This window comes from Stenotrophomonas sp. NY11291, from assembly GCF_023277365.1.
GTDB classification, from domain to species: domain Bacteria; phylum Pseudomonadota; class Gammaproteobacteria; order Xanthomonadales; family Xanthomonadaceae; genus Stenotrophomonas; species Stenotrophomonas geniculata.
Map to the genome: position 1 here is coordinate 2,907,667 of NZ_CP096975.1, position 16,742 is coordinate 2,924,408.

The window sequence follows — 16,742 nt, forward strand, 5'->3', positions numbered from 1 at the left end:
CGCATCCATCTGGCCGTTGTCGAGCCGAGCCCACGCTCGGCTGGGGCCACCGCAACCTCCCCGAAGAGCAGCCGAGCCTGGGCTCGGCTCTACAACATCAGGCTGCCGTTACTTCATGCAACGCCAGCCAACGCCAACGGCCGTCTTCCTGCCGCAGCACGGCCAGTGCTTCACGCCAGGCCATCCCACCTTCAGCAACGCCCTGCCCTTCACGGTAGCGCAGCATCACCAACGGTGCCGGCACCGCAATGAACTGCAGGGCATCGATTTCGATACGCAAGCCCGGGCGGGCACCATGGCCGCCAGCGAACATGCCGGCCAGGGCTTCGCGGTCCAGGCGCTGCCCGGCAATACCGACCATGCTGAAGTCGGTGCAGAAATGATCCATCAGCGCATCCAGCGTACTGGCGGCTGCTTCCGCACGGAACCAGGCCTGCAGCTTGGCGATCAGATCATGGAACTCGTTCTCTGCGGTCATCGTCATTGCATTGTCTCGGGTTGGGAAAGAGAGATCGATTGCGGCCGGCGCAGCAATACCATCGGCAGCAGAGTCAGTAGGGCGGCCAGCCCCAGCGCCACGCGCGTGGCGTTTGCCGGCAGCCATTGCATGGCCAATGCCAGCAGCAGCGCAATGGCGGCGGTACCGAGGCAGAAGCTGAGCTGACGGTTGAGGTTCCAGAGGGCACTGGCATCGCCCAGCGCTTCACCCTCCACGCCATGGAAGGCCAGCGTCTGCGCCGTGCTGCTGCACAGGCTGCCGCCCGCCCCCATCAGCGCGAACAACAGCGCGGCCAACGCGAAGGCCGGCTGCGGCAGCAGCGCCATCAACAGCAGGCCGCTGGCCTGCAGCAGCATGCCCGTACGCAGTACCGTGGCCGGGCCGAAGCGAGCCAGCAGGCGCTTGCTGGCCGTGATCGCAGTGGCCGAGGCCAGCGCCCACGGCAGCATCAGCGCGCCGATGCGTGCCGCGCTGTAACCGGCCTGGTGGAGCTGCAGGGTACTGACCAGCTGGCTGCCGATGAATACACCGGGTACGGCCAGATAGATCAGCATCGCCAGCCGCAGCCCACGATGCGACAGCAACGACCAGCGCAGGAGGGGCTGCGCCTGCCGACGCGCATGCCGCAGGTGGGCCACCGCCAGCAGCAGTGCGACCAGCAACAACACGGCACCTGCGCCGCGGTGTCCGGACTCACCCAGCCAGGTCAGCGCCAGCAGCAGCGCGCCCAGCGCCAGCATCGCGGTGGACAGCGCATAGGCCTGCAGCCGCGGCGCACTGCGCACGCCATCGGCCGGCATCCATGCCAGCACAAGCGCGATCGCCACCACCGCCAAGGGCAGGCTGGCCCAGAGCACACCGCGCCAGGACAGCCACTGCACCAGCAATCCGCCCAGGGCTGGCGCCAGGGCCGGCACCAGCAGCGCCACCAGCAGGATGCGCCGGGTCAGCGCGCCACGCTGGTCAGGCGTGCATTGCCGGTAGGCCGCGGCCTGCGCGACCGGAATCAGCAGGCCACCGGCCAGCCCCTGCAGCAGGCGCCAGCCGAGCAGCCAGCCGATACCCGGCGCTGCGCCAGCCAGCACAGCGGCAACCGCGAACAACAGCAACGCCACCAGCAGCAAGCGACGCTCGCCGCAGCGCGCAGCCAGCCAGGGCGCCAACGGAATCACCACGCTCAGGCCCAGCATGTAGGCGGTGCCGACCCAGGCCAGGGTGCTGATATCAGCGTGCAGTTCCGCCGCCAAGGCCGGATAGGCCACCGTGGCGATGAACATGTTGACCAGATCCAGGGCGAACACCAGCAGGAAGATCGCCTCATGGCGCAGGCGGGGGGACGGCATCGGCGGCGCTCCAGCAGAGAAGCGGCCAGCATGCCGTGCGGGCCTTGTTGGAAAAACACGACGACAGCTGCAACACTGTCAAATCTGTTTTGACAATGGATCGCCATGGTCAGCCTCGACCGCTTCGATATCTTCCGCGCCGTGGTCGAGGCCGGCAGCCTGACCACCGCCGCCGATCGCCTCGGCCTCAGCCGCGCGGTGGTCAGCTTCAACCTGAAGCGGCTGGAACAGGAGCTGGGCGTGACCCTGCTGCTGCGCAGTACCCGGCACCTGGCCCTGACCGAGGCTGGCGAGCAGTTCCTGCAGCACTGCGTGCAGGCGCTGGACGCCGCCCAGGCGGCGATCGATGCCGCGCGCCGCGACCAGCACCAGCTGCAGGGCGTACTGCGCCTGACCACCACGCCGGAGTACGCCCAGCTACGCTTGATTCGTGCGTTGGAGGCGTTCCGTGCGCGGCACCCGGCCCTGCAGCTGCACCTGTCGACCTCACCGGCACCGGCCGACCTGATTCCCGAACGCTTCGACCTGGCGATCCGCCTCGGCCGCCTGCCGGACTCTGGGCTGCATGCCAGCGAACTGGAACGGCATCCACTGTGCGCGGTAGCGGCTCCGTCCCTGTTGGCACGCCTGCCCTCTGCCGATGCTGCCGATGACCCCGTGCAGCTGGGTTCCCTGCCCCGCCTGGGCTACCCGCGCCTGGCCGATGTGCCGGTGGTGGCACCGGATGGCAGCGATGCCCTGTTCGCCACCAACCCCGGCAACGCGGTGGTGCGCGTGGATGGTGCCAGCAGCCTGCGCGCCTTCGCCGTGGCCGGTGCCGGCGTGACCGTGCTGCCGCGCTGGCTGATCGAGGACGATCTGGCCCAGGGTCGGCTGCGACCGGTACTGTGCCAGCACCGCTTCCCGCAGCAGAGCGTGTACGCGGTCTACCCGCACAGCACGCAGCCCTCGCCAAAGGTGCGGCAGCTGATTGATTTCCTGCGCGGGTGGTTTGGCAGCGCGCCCGGGTGATGACGGCGTCCGCCGGGCGCGGCGTTCTGGAGCCGAGCCCACGCTCGGCTCCGTTCTACAACAGCCGAGCATGGGCTCGGCGCTACAGTAGATATCCGGTAGCGCCGGGCCGTGCCCGGCGAGCGCAGCGGCAATCTACAAACAAACACGGCCCCTTCCGGGGCCGTGTCTTCAAGGCCTCAGCGCAGCACCTGCTCCACCAGCTGCACGTCCACCGTCTGCAGCGGCTCGGCAGCATTGCGCGACAGCTGCACCTGGTAGGTGCCGCCGTCGATCTTCCACTGGCGGGCCTGCGCATCGTAGTGGGCCAGGGTCTTCGGTTCGGCTTCGATGCGGATGCGGCGCTGTTCGCCCGGCTGCAGGTTCACCTTGTCATAGCCGATCAGTCGGATCGGCGTGGTGCTGCCAGCCGGCAGCTTCAGGTACAGCTGGGCCACGTCGGCACCGGCGCGCTCGCCGGTGTTGCGGATGTCCACGCTGGCGACCAGGCGCGAACCTTCCACGCTGACTTTCAGGTTCTCATAGGCGAACGAGGTGTAGGACAGGCCATGACCGAACGCGAAGGTGGGCTTCAGGCCCTTGGCCGCCATCCACTTGTAACCGACGTTGGCACCTTCGATATCGAAATCGAACACATCACCGAACGGCTTGGCCGGCTTGAAGCCGAGGCCGTCGATGTGCGGGCGCGGCAGCTGCGATTCGTCCACCACCCAGGTCACCGGCAGACGGCCGGACGGATTGACCTGGCCGGTCAACAGCGCGGCAATGCCTTCGCCACCGCGGATGCCCGGGTACCAGGCCTGCAGCATCGCCGGCACCTGCGCCAGCCATGGCGTGCGCACCGGGCCATTGGTTTCCAGTACCAGCACGGTCTTCGGGTTGGCCTTGGCCACCGCCGAGATCAGCGCGTCCTGGTTGTCCGGCAACTGCATGTCCGGCAGATCCACCGATTCGGCGGCCCACTGGGTGGCGAACACGATGGCGACGTCGGCCTGCGCGGCAGCCCTGGCCGCGGCGGCGGCGTTGGTGCCGTCCACGTACTCGATGGTCGCGTCCGGACGCGCTGCGCGCAGCGATTCCAGCGGCGAGGACGGGTGGAAGATCACCGGGCCCGGCCAGGTGGTCGGCAGCACGCCCGGCACTGCATTGGTGCCCTTGGCGGTCACGCCCACCATCGACGAACCGCCGCCACCAATCACGCCCTTGTCGGCGTGGCCACCGATGATGACGATGCGCTTCACCGTGTCGGCCAGCGGCAGCAGGTTGCCTTCATTGCGCAGCAGCACGCTGCCCTCTTCCACCGTGCGCTGGGCGACGGCGAAGCCGGCCTCGGCATCGACCTTCTGGTGCTGCGGCGGGTTGTCGAAGTTGCCATGCAGGAACATCGTGCGCAGGATGCGCGCGACCATGTCATTCAGGCGCGCCTGCGGCACCACGCCGCCATGCACGGCCAGGCGCAGCGGCTCATCGAAGAACACCGCCGCGTCGAACACTTCGCCGGCCGACTGCTGGTCCAGGCCGGCCAGCGCCGCCTTCGAACCGCTGTGCACGCCACCCCAGTCGGACATCACGAAACCGGGGAACTTCCATTCCTGCTTCAGCACCTGGTTCATCAGGTAGCCGTTCTCGCAGCCGTAGGTGCCGTTGATCTTGTTGTACGAGCACATCGCCACGCCCGGGCGGCCGGCTTCCAGCGCGATCTCGAAGGCCAGGAGGTCCGACTCGTGCATGGCCTGTTCGCCAATGCGCACATCGTGGAAGTTGCGGCGGGTCTCCATGTCGTTCAGCGCGAAGTGCTTCATCGAGGAGATCACGTGCTGGCTCTGCACGCCCTGGATCAGCGCGCCGACCATCGAACCGGCCAGCAGCGGATCTTCACCGGCATATTCGAAGTTGCGGCCATTGCGCGGATCACGTTGCAGGTTGACGCTGCCCGACAGCAGGATGTTGAAGCGCTGCTGCCATGCCTCGCGGCCCATGGTCGCGCCACCCGCGAAGGCGACCTGCCGGTTCCAGCTCGATGCGGTGGATGGGCCCGATGGCATCGCCGTGGCGAAATCACCCGGGCGGATGCCGCCCGGATTGGTCACGCCGACGCCGGCATCGGCCGACTGCTGCGACGGAATGCCCAGCCGCGCCACGCCCGGCACGTAACCGGCCGAACCGACCGCGCCTTCCGGCAGCGGGCCACCGTCCTTGCCCAGCCCGAAGTAGCTGTGCAGCATCTGGAACTTCTCGTCCTCCGTCATCGCCTTCAGCAACAGCGCAGCGCGCGCATCGGCGTTGAGGGTGGTGTCCATCCACGGCCTGTCGCCATGTTTGTCGGCGGCATAGGCCAGGGTCAGCAAGGTGGCGCGCAGCGTGCTGCCGGTCACCTTGAACGGCGCACTGCTGGCGGCCTGGAAGCCGTCGCTGAAATAGCTGGCATCGGCTTCCAGGGCGACACGCGCCGGATCGAAGCCGGCGGCCTTGGCCGATTCACCGGCCACCGCGCCGAGCAGCACCGCCGGCGCCCCCAGCCGCGAACGGGTGACCAGCGCTGGCAGCTGCGCGGCACCTGCACCGGCATCGGTATAGACCGCCACCGTGTGGCGGCCATCGTCCAGGCGCAGGTAGCTCAGGCCCGGCTGGTCCGGGCCGGATTCAGCGGCGATCGGCAGCCGGGTCAGCACGGCCTGGCCGCGCTGGATCTGGCCATCGTCCCTGCCGGCGGCGATGAAGCGGTACTCGTAGCCCAGGCCATCGGCCAGCACCTGCAGCGGATCGACCTGGCCGATGCCGCGCTGCACCTGGCGCACGCTCACCGCGTCCACCTGCAGGGTCTTCAGCTGGGCGGCCAGGGCCGGCATCGTCTCGGCGGTCGGGGCCTGTTCCAGGGTCAGCACAGTGAACGCGGCGGGGTCGGCCCAGGCCGGGGCGGCCAGTGCGACAGACAGGGCCAGGGACAGTGCAAGCGGCTTTGTAAACGTTTTCATCGGCAGGCGTAATTCCGTTGCCAAGGCAATCGGTCCAGGGAAAGTGCCGCCGAAGGGTGCAGCGTTCATGCCGCGCAGGAATTGCCAGGCAACCTCCCGCAGGCCGAAGGACGGGCCGGTCTGCGCCTGGGACCCTCCTCCCGGCGTGACAACCTGCCTGTCCGGGCCGCGCAGGGCGACCCAATCCTGTGAAGATTGTGCGAGGGCGTTCACACCTGTCAACAGGACCTAAGTCACAGAGGCAACCCGGCCAGCGGTTATCAGGCCATCACCGGCGGTCATCAGCAGGCCGCGTGGGGCTGCCGATAATGAGGTGTCACCGGCCCTGGACCCCGCCCATGAACATACACCGCGACTTCGATCATCTCTGGCGTGACCGCTGTGATACCTCCACCCAGCGCAGCCCACGCGTGCTGATCCGGGTATTCGTTGCCCCTGGCGAACTGGAGCGCAGCGTGGCGTTCTACGAGCAGTTGCAGGGTGTGGTGGCCGATGCGGGCTTCCCGTTTCCCGATGCCGGCCTACGCCTGGCGATGGTCGGTGCATTCCTGCTGATCGAAGGTTGCGATGAGGCGCTGGCGCCATTCACTTCGACCACGGGGACGCTGCTGGTCGATGACGTTCGGCCCTATCACGACAAACTGGTCGCGGCCGGTGCCGAGATCATCTTCCCGCTGCAGGTGGTGCCGACCGGGGCGGCGTTCAATGCGGTGCATCCCGATGGCACGGTGGTCGAGTACGTACATCACCGGCCGGATCCGCACGGGCGGTGAGAGTGCGCGCGGCCGGGCTGCGCCCGGCACCCGCAGAGGCAACGGCCAATGCAACAGCAGAAGCAAAAGCTGGGTTCCTGTGGGGTGGCGGGGTGGGTCCGGTTGCGGGGGACGGCGCAAGTACGTCCATGTAGCCTCGGTCGCGCCATCCATGGCGCTCACGCCCCCGCAACCGGACCCACCCCGCCTTCGACAATTCGCCGCAATCTGCAGTAGATCCACGCCAGGCGTGGATGCTCTTCGATCAATCGTCGAATTAATCGATTTCGATGGAGATTCATCCACGCATGGCGTGGATCTACAATCCCTCCATGTCCTCCCCCGCCCTGCCCTGGAATGGCACGCTGCTGCTGGATGCTCACGTGGCGGTGCTGCAGGGCCATGCCGGTGACAGCAGCGTACATGCGCACTACGCCCATCAACTGCTGCTGAGCGACGGTACGCCCTGGCAGGTCGAAGTCGATGGCGTACGGCAGCAGGGCCAACGGCTGTGGCTGCCCTCCTTCCAGACGCATGCGATCCTGTCGGCGCCGGAAGCGGGCTGCACGGTGTTCCTCGAACCCGCGCATGCCGATTCCACGCAGATCCAGCAGCATCTGCACGCACTGCCGGGCAATACCATGGAGCTCTGCGACTGGCTGCCACGGCTGAGCCGCCCACAACCGCTGGACCGCCGCGTGCAGGCGGCATTGGCCCGTATCGCCCAGCACCTGCCTGACCCGGTGCCGGCCGCCGATATCGCCGAGGCGGCGCACCTGTCGGCCAGCCAGCTGCACCGGCGTTTCCAGTCCGACCTGGCGGTGACACTCCGCGGCTGGGTACTGTGGCAACGCCTGCGCAATGCACTCACGCATCATCTGCACGGCCACAGCCTGACCGACAGTGCGCATGCCGCTGGATTCGCCGATCTGGCCCATCTGTCGCGCAGCCTGCGCCGCATGTTCGGCATCAGTGCCGCGCAACTGCAGGGCCTGCAGCTGCACGCGGCCTGACACGACCCATCATCCGCGCCTGCGCAGACCTTCCGGCAGCTCCGGCACCTCGCCATGTGGCAGTTCGCGGAACGGCGCCAGCAGTTGCCCGGGGTAATCGCGCGGATAGTCCGGCTGGCTGCCGATGCCGAGGTCGTGCTGGCGCAGCCGATAGCCCGGCGCATCGAAGGCAGTCCCCAGCAGGTGATCCCAGACGGTCAGGAACAGGCCGAAGTTGACGTCGCCGGCGGTGCCGTAACGCATGTGATGGAAGCGGTGCAGCGGCGCCCAGGCCATCACCCGGCCCAGCACGCCGGGACGCATGTCCACGTTGGAGTGCTGCAGCAGCAGCTGGATGGCAATGGCGAAGGCCAGCACCGCCGCCACCGGCATCGGCAGGCCCAACAGCAGCAGCGGTAGCACGCCGCCCACCGCTTCGGCGGCCTGGTGCAGTGGGTGTTTCATCAGCCCGTTGAAGCCATACATGCGGGTCACGCTGTGATGCACGGCATGCAGACGCCATAGCCAGCCGATGCGATGGCTGGCGTAGTGCACCAGGGTGATGCCGAGATCGGCAGCGATGATCGCCACCAGTAGCTGCAGTGCGAACGGCCACTGCAGCGGCCACAACTGCCACGGAATGATCGCCGCCAGCAGCGGCACCGCCGCGATCGACAACAGGTTCAGGCCTTCGTTGACCAGCGCGTGCAGGGCGTCACGCACACGGTCGCCGTGGTCGCGGTTGAACGCAGGGTCATACGGCCAGGCGCGCTCGGCGACGAACGAAACCGCAATGGCGATCGCCAGCAGGGCCAGCAGCCACAACGGATCGCCATGGCAGTGGCCGACCCAGACGACGGCAGTGGCGACGAATCCAAGCAGGAACAGCGGGGCATACAGGCGGAGCATCCAGTGCTTCATGGGCAACCCGGGAAGTGAGGGGCCTGCATGCTGGCGTGGCGTGTGGGTTGCTGGCTTGAACAAACGGCGCAACCCTGCGGGCACCACGCTTCCCACATCCACGCATGGCGTGGATCTACAATGATGCTCTCATCGCGCCCGGGACCGGCATGGACTCCTTCAACCTGATGCGCGCCTTCCGCCGCATCGTCGAACGCGGCGGGCTCGCTCGTGCCGCCGAAGACCTGGGCATGTCGCCGGCCGGCCTGAGCAAGCAGTTGCGCACGCTGGAAACGCACCTGGGCGTGGTGCTGCTGCAGCGGACCACGCGGCGCATGAGCCTGACCGAAACCGGCCACGCCTATTACCGCGAATGCTGCCGCCTGCTCGACGAGCTGGACGCGCTGGAACGCGGCATCGCCGAACAGCGCGGCGAGGTGGCCGGACGCCTGCGCGTGAACGCGCCGCAGTCATTCGCACTGAGCACGCTGTCGCCGCTGCTGCCGCGCTTCCTGCAGCAGCATCCACAGTTGTCGCTGGACCTGGTGATGGAAGATCGCCTGCTCGATGCAGTCGGTGAGGGTTTCGATGTGTCGCTGCGGCTGCGTGCCGAACTGGATGATTCACGCCTGGTGGCGCGCCGGCTGGCGTCGCTGCAGCAGGTGCTGTGCGCGGCCCCGTCCTACCTGCGGCAGCATCCGGCACCGCAGGCGGTGGACGATCTGCAGGCGCACAGCGTGCTGGCCTACAGCCTGTCCGACTCCCCCGGCAGCTGGCCGCTGCTCGGTCCCGATGGCCAGGTGACCATCACCCTGCCCGCGCGCGTCACCGTCAACAACAGCTTGCTGCTGCGCGACCTGCTGGTGGCCGGCATGGGCATCGGTGCCCTGCCCTCGTTCCTGGCCGCTCCGGCACTGGCCCAGGGCGAACTGCAGCAGGTGCTGCCCGACCACCGCTATCCGCCGCGCTTCGTGCATGCGGTCTACCCCACGTCGCGCCATCTGCAACCCAAGGTGCGTGCCTTCATCGATTTCCTGCACGCCGAGCTGCCCGGCTGCGCTGGCCTGGATTCGTAACCGCCAGCGAAAACTGAGCTGCCCGCGGCGTGCTGTTTCGGCCACGCCGCGCTGCCTAATCTGCCGCCTCCCCTCTCACCGATGGCAGGCAGATGTCTTCCGTTCCTTCCCCCGCCACCGCCGCGCCGGTGGTCGATTTCTTCCACGACGTGGTCTGCGGCTGGTGCTTCGTGCTGGCCCCGCGCCTGAAGCAGGTCTCCGCCGAACTCGCCATCCAGGTGCGCCACCGCAGCTTCGTGCTGCAGGACTCGCGCGCACAGATGGTCGAGGTGTTCGGCTCGATGGAGCGCGCCAAGGCGATCATCCTGCGCCACTGGACCGACTGCGCCGCGCATGAAGACACCGCGCGCATCGATATCGAAGGCATGCGCGCGCAGGACTTCGAGTATCCGTCCGGCTGGCTGGGCGCACTGGCCTGCCAGGCCGCCGGCATGCTCGGTGGCAACGACGCCCATGGCGCGATGTTCGATGCCGTGCAGTGGGCGCACCTGCACCAGCACCGCAACATCGGCGACGCCGAAGTCCTGCTGGATATCGCCGAAGCGCTGGGCCACCCGCGTGGCGCCTTCGCTGACCACATGCGCAGCGACGCAGTACGCCAGCGCGTGCAGGTCGATCGCGCCGAAGCCGCTGCCCTCGGCATCCGCTCCATTCCCACCGTGATCGGCGGCAACGGCCTGCGCATGCAGACCCTGCCGCTGCCACACCTGCGCCAGGCCCTGGCGCACCTGGTCGCGGCCTGAGCCGCGCCCCCCCCCCCACCCTGCAAGGAGACTCCCCATGACCCCACGTACCCTGGCCACCGCGCTGGCCCTGCTGCTGGCCGGCACCGCAGCTTCCACCACCGTGTCCGCGCACGAACGCGTACCCTCCGGCCAGCAGGTCGGCACCAGCCCCTGGGGGCCGAAGGACGAGATCGGCCGCCTCAACCTGATCACCGAGGCCTCGCGTGCGGCGATCCTGTCGCGGGTCAGCGGCGGCAAGGCCTATGACCTGGCCACCGAGTACTACGTCGGCATGCCCAGCTGGCAGGATGCCGGCGACCCGCACTACCAGTTCTGGATGACCCACACCCCGCGCGGCACGGTGATGGATGATCCGATGGGCGTGGGCGAAACCATGAACCTCACCCGCAGCTACACCGGCACCGCGTTCTCGATGTACAGCCACACCGGCACCCACATCGATGCGCTGAACCACTTCGGCATCCATGGAAAGATCTGGAATGGCTTCGAGGCCGACAAACACCTCGGCGACCGTGGCTGGAATGTCACCGGCATCGAGAAGTTCCCGCCGTTGATCGCGCGTGGCGTGCTGATCGACGTGGCCACCGCCAAGGGCGTGGACATGCTGCCGGACAGCTACCGCGTCACCCGCCAGGACCTGAAGGATGCGCTGGCACGCCAGAAGGTGAAACTGCAGCAGGGCGACGTGGTGCTGATCCGCACCGGCCGCATGCGCCTGTTCGAACAGCCCAAGGCCTACATGGCCAACCCGCCGGGCATGGGCCTGGACGCGGCGCGCTTCCTGATCGAGGACAGCGGCGCGATGATCGTCGGTGCCGACAACCTCAGCTTCGAGACCTTCCCCTCGGAGGTGTCCGACGACTACGTGCCCCTGCACACCTACCTGCTGGCCCAGCAGGGCGCGCCGATCATCGAGCTGGTGGCGCTGGACGAACTGGCCCGCGACAAGGTCTACGAGTTCGCCTTCATCGGCGGCCCGCTGAAGATCCGCGGTGGCGATGCCGCGCCGCTGCGCCCGGTCGCGCTGCCGGTCCGCCCGTAACCGTGGACATACCCGGGTAGCGCCGGGCCATGCCGGGGGGCCGACCTTGGTCGGCACCCCTACCCCTTCAGCAACCTGAAATCCGATCCTCCGATTTCATTAGTAATTCTACTCACAAGGCGAGTAGCATGTCCGGTCTCAGCCCCTGATACCGGCCCGTCGATACTCGCGTCATGCCCGCCGTTTCCGCCCGTTCCTGCCGCTTCCAGCCTGCCCGGCGCCTCCCCTGGAGGACCCGCTGATGGGTGCCGTCGTCGCCCTCGACCGGCTGCTTGACGGCCGCCAGCTGTGGCGCGGCCCGGCCCGCCAGGGGCCGGCCAGCGACCATCTGGCCAGTGGTCACCCGGCACTGGATGCGCGCCTGCCCGGCGGCGGCTGGCCCAGCAGCGGGCTATGCGAGGTACTGCAGGCCGCGCCCGGCGTCGGCGAACTGGCTCTGGTCTGGCCAGCGCTGGCGAAGCTGAGCCAGCGCGACCGCCCGATCGTGCTGGTCGCCCCACCCTATCGCCCGCACGCTCCGGCCTGGGCAGCGGCCGGGCTGGATCTGACCCAGCTGCAGATCATCCACGCCGCGCCGAAACAAGCGTTGTGGGCCACCGAACAGTGCCTGCGCTCGGCCGCCTGTGCAGCAGTGCTGTGCTGGCCACACCAGGCCGATGACCGCTCACTGCGCCGCCTGCAGGTGGCGGCCGACAGCGGCCAGTGCCTGGGTTTCGTGTTCCGCGAGGCGCAGGCGGCGCGCAATCCCTCCCCGGCCAGCCTGCGCCTGCAGCTCGACCACGGCCAGGTGCGGGTGCTGAAGTGCCGTGGCGGCCTGCCGCCGGCGCAGCCGTTGCCGCTGGCCATCGCCCACTGAGGCCGCGCCATGCACTGGGCCTGTCTGTTGTTGCCGCAGCTGGCGCTGGACAGCGTGCTGCGCCTGCAGCCCGACCCGCAGCGGCCACTGGTGCTGCTGCAGGGGCCGGCACAGCGTCGCGTACTGCGTGCGGTCAGCCCGTCGGCACGCGCAGCGGGGCTGCGCCCGGGCATGCTGCTGTCGGCTGCGCAGGTACTGGTGCAGGACCTGCATCTGCACGATTACGATCCCAGCGCCGAACAGCACACCCGGCAGCTGCTGGCCAGCTGGGCCTATGCCTACAGCTCGCAGGTCAGCCTCGATTTTCCGCACGCGCTGGTCATGGAAATCGGTGCCAGCCGTGCCCTGTTCGGCGACTGGCTGACGATCGAGCAGCGGCTGCGCAACGAACTGCATGAGCTTGGTTTCCGCCATCGCCTGGTGGCCGCGCCCACCGCGCATGCCGCGCGCGTGCTGGCCAACGTTCACGACGGCCTCAGCATCGATGCGCAGCAGCTGCCAGCGGCACTGGCGCAGCTGCCCTTGCCGCGCTGTGGCCTGCCCAGCGAAGCAGTGACCGTACTCGGCCGTTCCGGCCTGCGCACGCTGGGTGCGGTGCTCGAGCTGCCGCGCGACAGCCTGGCCCGGCGCTTCGCACCGGACGTGCTGCAGCAGCTGGATGCGCTGCGCGGGCTGCCCGCCGCGCCACTGCGCTACTACCAGCCACCGGACCGTTTCGATGCGCGCATCGAATTCGAATACGAGATCGAATCCAGCCAGGCCCTGCTGTTTCCGCTGCGTCGCCTGCTGCTGGACCTGGCCGCATTCCTGTGTTCGCGCGATGGCGGCGTGCAGCGCTTCGACCTGCATTTCGAGCACGACATGCTGCCGGCCAGCGTGCTGACCATCGGCCTGCTGGCGCCCGAGCGCGATCCCGCGCTGCTGTTCGAGATCGCACGCAACCGCATGGAAGCGTTTGCCCTGCCGGCCGGCAGCCGCGCACTGCGACTGCAGGCCGAGCAGCTGCCACCGTTCGTGCCCGCCGCGCGTGACCTGTTCGATACCCGGCCGGCACAGGCGATGCCCTGGAACCAGCTGCGCGAGCGCCTGCGCGCGCGGCTGGGCGATGACGCCGTGCAGCCGCTGGCGGTGCAGGCCGACCATCGCCCCGAACGCGCCAGTGGCATCCAGCCGCCAGCCAAGCCTCCGTCGTACTGGCCACTGCGCCCCGGCTGGCTGCTGGACACGCCGCAACCACTGCGTGATCCGCGGCTGCGCATCGTCACCGGGCCGGAGCGGATCGAATCGGGCTGGTGGGATCAGGCCGATGCACGGCGCGACTATTACGTGGTGGAAACTGCTCACGGCCAGCGCGGCTGGGTCTTTCGTGAGCGCAACGACCCGCATGCGCCGTGGATGCTGCACGGCTGGTTCGGCTGAGCCACCATGCACAGCGAACTGCCCGGCTACGCCGAACTGCACTGCCTGTCGGCCTTCAGTTTCCAGCGTGGCGCCTCGATCGCCGAAGAACTGTTCGCGCGCGCCGCCGGCCAAGGCTATCGAGCGTTGGCGATCACCGACGAATGCTCGCTGGCCGGCATCGTACGCGCTTGGCAGGCGGCGAAGACGCATGGCGTGGCGCTGATTGTCGGCGCCGAATTCCAGGTCGAGGATGGGCCGAAACTGGCCCTGCTGTGCACCGACCAGGCCGCCTATACGGGGCTCTGCCAGTTGATCACCACCTGCCGGCGGCGGGCCGCCAAGGGCGAGTACCGCTGCCTGCGCGAGGACCTTCTCGGCCTGCCCGTCGGTCTGCTGTGCCTGTGGCTGGACCGGCAACCGGCCGCCACCGACCTGGAACTGCTGCGCGCCGGCTTCGATGATCGGCTGTGGCTGGCGGTGGAGCTGCACCACGAACACGACGATGCACGCCGCCTGCAGCAGCTGCAGTCCTTCGGCGAACGCCATTGCCTGCCGCTGGTGGCCAGTGGTGATGTGCACATGCATGTACGCCGCCGCCGCGCCCTGCAGGACACGCTGACCGCGATCCGCCACCGTTGCAGCGTGGCCGAAGCTGGATGGCGCCTGTTCCCCAATGGCGAGCGCCACCTGCGCCCACGCACCGCGCTGGCCCAGCTGTACCCGCCTGAGCTGCTGGCCGAGACCCTGCGCATCGCCGAGCGCTGCCACTTCACCCTGGAACAGCTGCAGTACACCTATCCGCGTGAGCTGGTGCCCGAAGGGCATGATCCGGACAGCTGGCTGCGCGTGCTGGTCGAGCGTGGCATCCCGTGGCGCTGGAAGAACGGCATCCAGCCGGCACAGCGCGAGCAGATCGAACACGAACTTGCGTTGATCAAGCAGAAGAACTACGCCTCCTACTTCCTCACCGTGCAGGACATCGTGCGCTTCGCCCGCAGCCAGGACATCCTCTGCCAGGGGCGTGGCTCGGCGGCCAACTCCGCGGTGTGCTTCGTGCTGGGCGTGACCGAGATCGACCCGGCGCGCAGCAACCTGCTGTTCGAGCGCTTCATCTCCGCCGAGCGCGACGAGCCACCGGATATCGACATCGATTTCGAGCACGAGCGCCGCGAAGAAGTGCTGCAGTACGTGTTCAAGCGCTATGGCCGCGAACGCGCCGCCTTGACTGCGGTGGCGATCAGTTACCGTGGCCGCAGCGCGATCCGCGACGTGGCCCGTGCACTCGGCCTGCCGATGGACCAGGTCAACGAACTCGGCGCGGCGATGGACCACTGGGGCGGCCACGTACCACTGCCGGAGACCCTGCGCGAGCGCGGCTTTGATCCGGAAACACCGCTGATGCGGCGGCTGCTGGCACTGACCACCGAGCTGATCGATTTCCCGCGCCACCTGTCGCAGCACCCGGGCGGCTTCGTGATTTCAGAGCACCCGCTGTCGACGCTGGTACCGGTGGAAAACGCGGCGATGGCCGACCGCACCGTCGTCCAGTGGGACAAGGACGATCTGGATGCCACCGGCCTGATGAAGGTCGACTGCCTAGCGCTGGGCATGCTCACCGCCATCCGTAAATGCCTGGCGATGCTGCAGCAGCACGGCCTGCACAGTGGACGCATGGATGCGATCCCTGCCAAGGATACGAAGACCTACGACATGATCTGCGCCGCCGACACCATCGGCGTGTTCCAGATCGAATCGCGTGCGCAGATGGCGATGCTGCCACGCCTGCAGCCGCGCTGCTTCTACGATCTGGTGATCGAAGTGGCGATCGTGCGCCCCGGCCCGATCCAGGGTGACATGGTGCACCCCTATCTGGAACGGCGGAGGATCCTGCGCGAGCAAGGCCCGGAGGCACTGAACGATCCGGACAATCCGCTCTACCCACCGCAGCTGGAACGCGTGTTCGCGCGTACGCTGGGCGTGCCATTGTTCCAGGAACAGGTGATGCAGCTGGCAGTGGAAGCAGCAGGTTACACACCTGGCCAAGCCGATGCCCTGCGCCGCTCGATGGCGGCATGGAAGCGTCGTGGCGGCCTGGAACCGCATCGGGAGAAGTTGCTGGCCGGCATGTTGAAGAATGGCTTCAGCCGCGACTACGGCGAGCACCTGTTCGAGCAGATCAAGGGCTTCGGTGATTACGGTTTCCCGGAAAGCCATGCTGCCAGCTTCGCCCTGCTGACCTATAACAGCTGCTGGCTGAAGTGCCATCATCCCGCCGCGTTCACCGCCAGCCTGATCAACAGCCAGCCGCTGGGGTTCTACAGCCCCGACCAGCTGCTGCAGGATGCACGCCGCCATGGCATCGGCGTGCTGCCGGTGGACGTGCGCCACAGCGACTGGGACTGCACGCTGGATTTCAGCAAGGGACCGGCGGCGATCCGGCTCGGCCTGCGCCTGATCGATGGCTGCAACGAACCCGTCGTGCAGGCCATCATGCGCGAACGTGCGCAGCGCCCGTTCGACGATGTGGGCGACCTGTGCCAGCGCACCGCACTGGACCGCCGCCAGCAGGGCCTGCTGGCCGATGCCGGTGCACTGCGTGGGCTCAGTGGCCATCGCCATCGTGCACGCTGGGATATCTCCGGCGTGGAAAACCGGCTGCCACTGTTCGACCAGGCCCGCGCCACTGCCGAAGCCCGCGTGCCGTTGCCCCTGCCCAGCGCCTGGGAGGACATGCAGGCCGATTATCGCAGCACCGGCACCACACTTGGCCGCCACCCGATCTCGTTCCTGCGCGCGCAGCTGCGCAGCCGTGGCTGTCTGGACGCTGCACAACTGGCCGGGCATGGCCATGGCCGTCGCGTGCGTATCGCTGGCCTGGTACGCATGCGCCAGCGCCCGCAGACCGCCAGCGGCGTCACCTTCCTCACGCTCGAAGATGAGACCGGCATGGTCAACGCCGTGGTCTGGCGACACCTGGCCGATCGCCAGCACCGGGTGCTGGTCGATACCCAGCTGATGCAGATCGATGGCCGCCTGGAACGCGTCGATGGCGTGCAGCACGTCATCGTGCAGCGCATGCACTGCCTGGATGAACTGCTGCAGGGACTGCGCAGCCACAGCCGCGATTTCCACTGACGATACACAACGTC

The 16,742-nt window shown here is 68.1% G+C and carries 13 protein-coding genes; 9 read left to right on the forward strand and 4 right to left on the reverse strand.

Annotated elements, in window-relative coordinates; translation table 11 throughout:
- Positions 1 to 97 precede the first annotated feature (97 nt).
- Positions 98 to 484: a DUF4440 domain-containing protein gene (locus M1L61_RS13530; protein ID WP_010485044.1), complete on the reverse strand. Its 387-nt coding sequence runs from the start codon at positions 482 to 484 to the stop codon at positions 98 to 100.
- Positions 481 to 1,842 (reverse strand): MFS transporter, encoded by a 1,362-nt coding sequence (locus M1L61_RS13535; RefSeq protein ID WP_241888102.1) that lies wholly within the window; start codon positions 1,840 to 1,842, stop codon positions 481 to 483. The genes M1L61_RS13530 and M1L61_RS13535 overlap by 4 nt, the downstream gene beginning before the upstream one ends.
- Positions 1,843 to 1,947: 105 nt before the next feature.
- Here M1L61_RS13535 and M1L61_RS13540 point away from each other — a divergent pair, with 105 nt between their 5' ends.
- Positions 1,948 to 2,853 carry a LysR family transcriptional regulator gene (locus tag M1L61_RS13540; protein ID WP_248853640.1) on the forward strand — a complete coding sequence of 302 codons (906 nt, stop codon included), beginning with the start codon at positions 1,948 to 1,950 and terminating at the stop codon, positions 2,851 to 2,853.
- A 179-nt stretch (positions 2,854 to 3,032) separates the two neighbouring features.
- Here M1L61_RS13540 and M1L61_RS13545 read toward each other — a convergent pair whose 3' ends face one another.
- Positions 3,033 to 5,828 carry a glycoside hydrolase family 3 C-terminal domain-containing protein gene (locus M1L61_RS13545; protein ID WP_248853641.1) on the reverse strand — a complete coding sequence of 932 codons (2,796 nt, stop codon included), beginning with the start codon at positions 5,826 to 5,828 and terminating at the stop codon, positions 3,033 to 3,035.
- A gap of 338 nt (positions 5,829 to 6,166) precedes the next feature.
- Between M1L61_RS13545 and M1L61_RS13550 the strand changes: the two genes are divergently transcribed.
- Positions 6,167 to 6,601 carry a glyoxalase/bleomycin resistance/dioxygenase family protein gene (locus tag M1L61_RS13550; RefSeq protein ID WP_010485036.1) on the forward strand — a complete coding sequence of 145 codons (435 nt, stop codon included), beginning with the start codon at positions 6,167 to 6,169 and terminating at the stop codon, positions 6,599 to 6,601.
- Positions 6,602 to 6,888: 287 nt separating this feature from the next.
- On the forward strand, positions 6,889 to 7,593 hold the full coding sequence (locus M1L61_RS13555; protein WP_049481979.1) for an AraC family transcriptional regulator: 705 nt from the start codon (positions 6,889 to 6,891) through the stop codon (positions 7,591 to 7,593).
- 9 nt (positions 7,594 to 7,602) lie between these two features.
- On the opposite strand, the gene M1L61_RS13560 is transcribed toward M1L61_RS13555, so the two are convergent.
- Positions 7,603 to 8,481, reverse strand: a complete 879-nt coding sequence (locus M1L61_RS13560) for a sterol desaturase family protein (RefSeq protein ID WP_227199619.1) — start codon at positions 8,479 to 8,481, stop codon at positions 7,603 to 7,605.
- Between the two features lie 116 nt (positions 8,482 to 8,597).
- On the opposite strand from M1L61_RS13560, the gene M1L61_RS13565 reads away from it, so the two are divergent.
- The 6 genes from M1L61_RS13565 to M1L61_RS13590 all read left to right on the forward strand — a co-directional run bounded on the left by M1L61_RS13565 (position 8,598) and on the right by M1L61_RS13590 (position 16,728).
- Complete coding sequence (locus M1L61_RS13565; protein WP_191863646.1) at positions 8,598 to 9,548, forward strand: LysR family transcriptional regulator; 951 nt, start codon at positions 8,598 to 8,600, stop codon at positions 9,546 to 9,548.
- Between the two features lie 92 nt (positions 9,549 to 9,640).
- Positions 9,641 to 10,291: a DsbA family protein gene (locus tag M1L61_RS13570; RefSeq protein WP_248853642.1), complete on the forward strand. Its 651-nt coding sequence runs from the start codon at positions 9,641 to 9,643 to the stop codon at positions 10,289 to 10,291.
- A 37-nt stretch (positions 10,292 to 10,328) separates the two neighbouring features.
- On the forward strand, positions 10,329 to 11,336 hold the full coding sequence (locus M1L61_RS13575; protein ID WP_197576727.1) for a cyclase family protein: 1,008 nt from the start codon (positions 10,329 to 10,331) through the stop codon (positions 11,334 to 11,336).
- Positions 11,337 to 11,577: 241 nt separating this feature from the next.
- Positions 11,578 to 12,192 carry a translesion DNA synthesis-associated protein ImuA gene (gene imuA, locus M1L61_RS13580; RefSeq protein ID WP_053443224.1) on the forward strand — a complete coding sequence of 205 codons (615 nt, stop codon included), beginning with the start codon at positions 11,578 to 11,580 and terminating at the stop codon, positions 12,190 to 12,192.
- A 9-nt stretch (positions 12,193 to 12,201) separates the two neighbouring features.
- A complete protein-coding gene (locus M1L61_RS13585) occupies positions 12,202 to 13,611 on the forward strand; it encodes a DNA polymerase Y family protein (RefSeq protein ID WP_053443225.1) in 1,410 nt (469 codons plus the stop codon).
- A gap of 6 nt (positions 13,612 to 13,617) precedes the next feature.
- A complete protein-coding gene (locus tag M1L61_RS13590; RefSeq protein WP_053443226.1) occupies positions 13,618 to 16,728 on the forward strand; it encodes an error-prone DNA polymerase in 3,111 nt (1,036 codons plus the stop codon).
- The last annotated feature ends 14 nt before the right edge of the window (positions 16,729 to 16,742 follow it).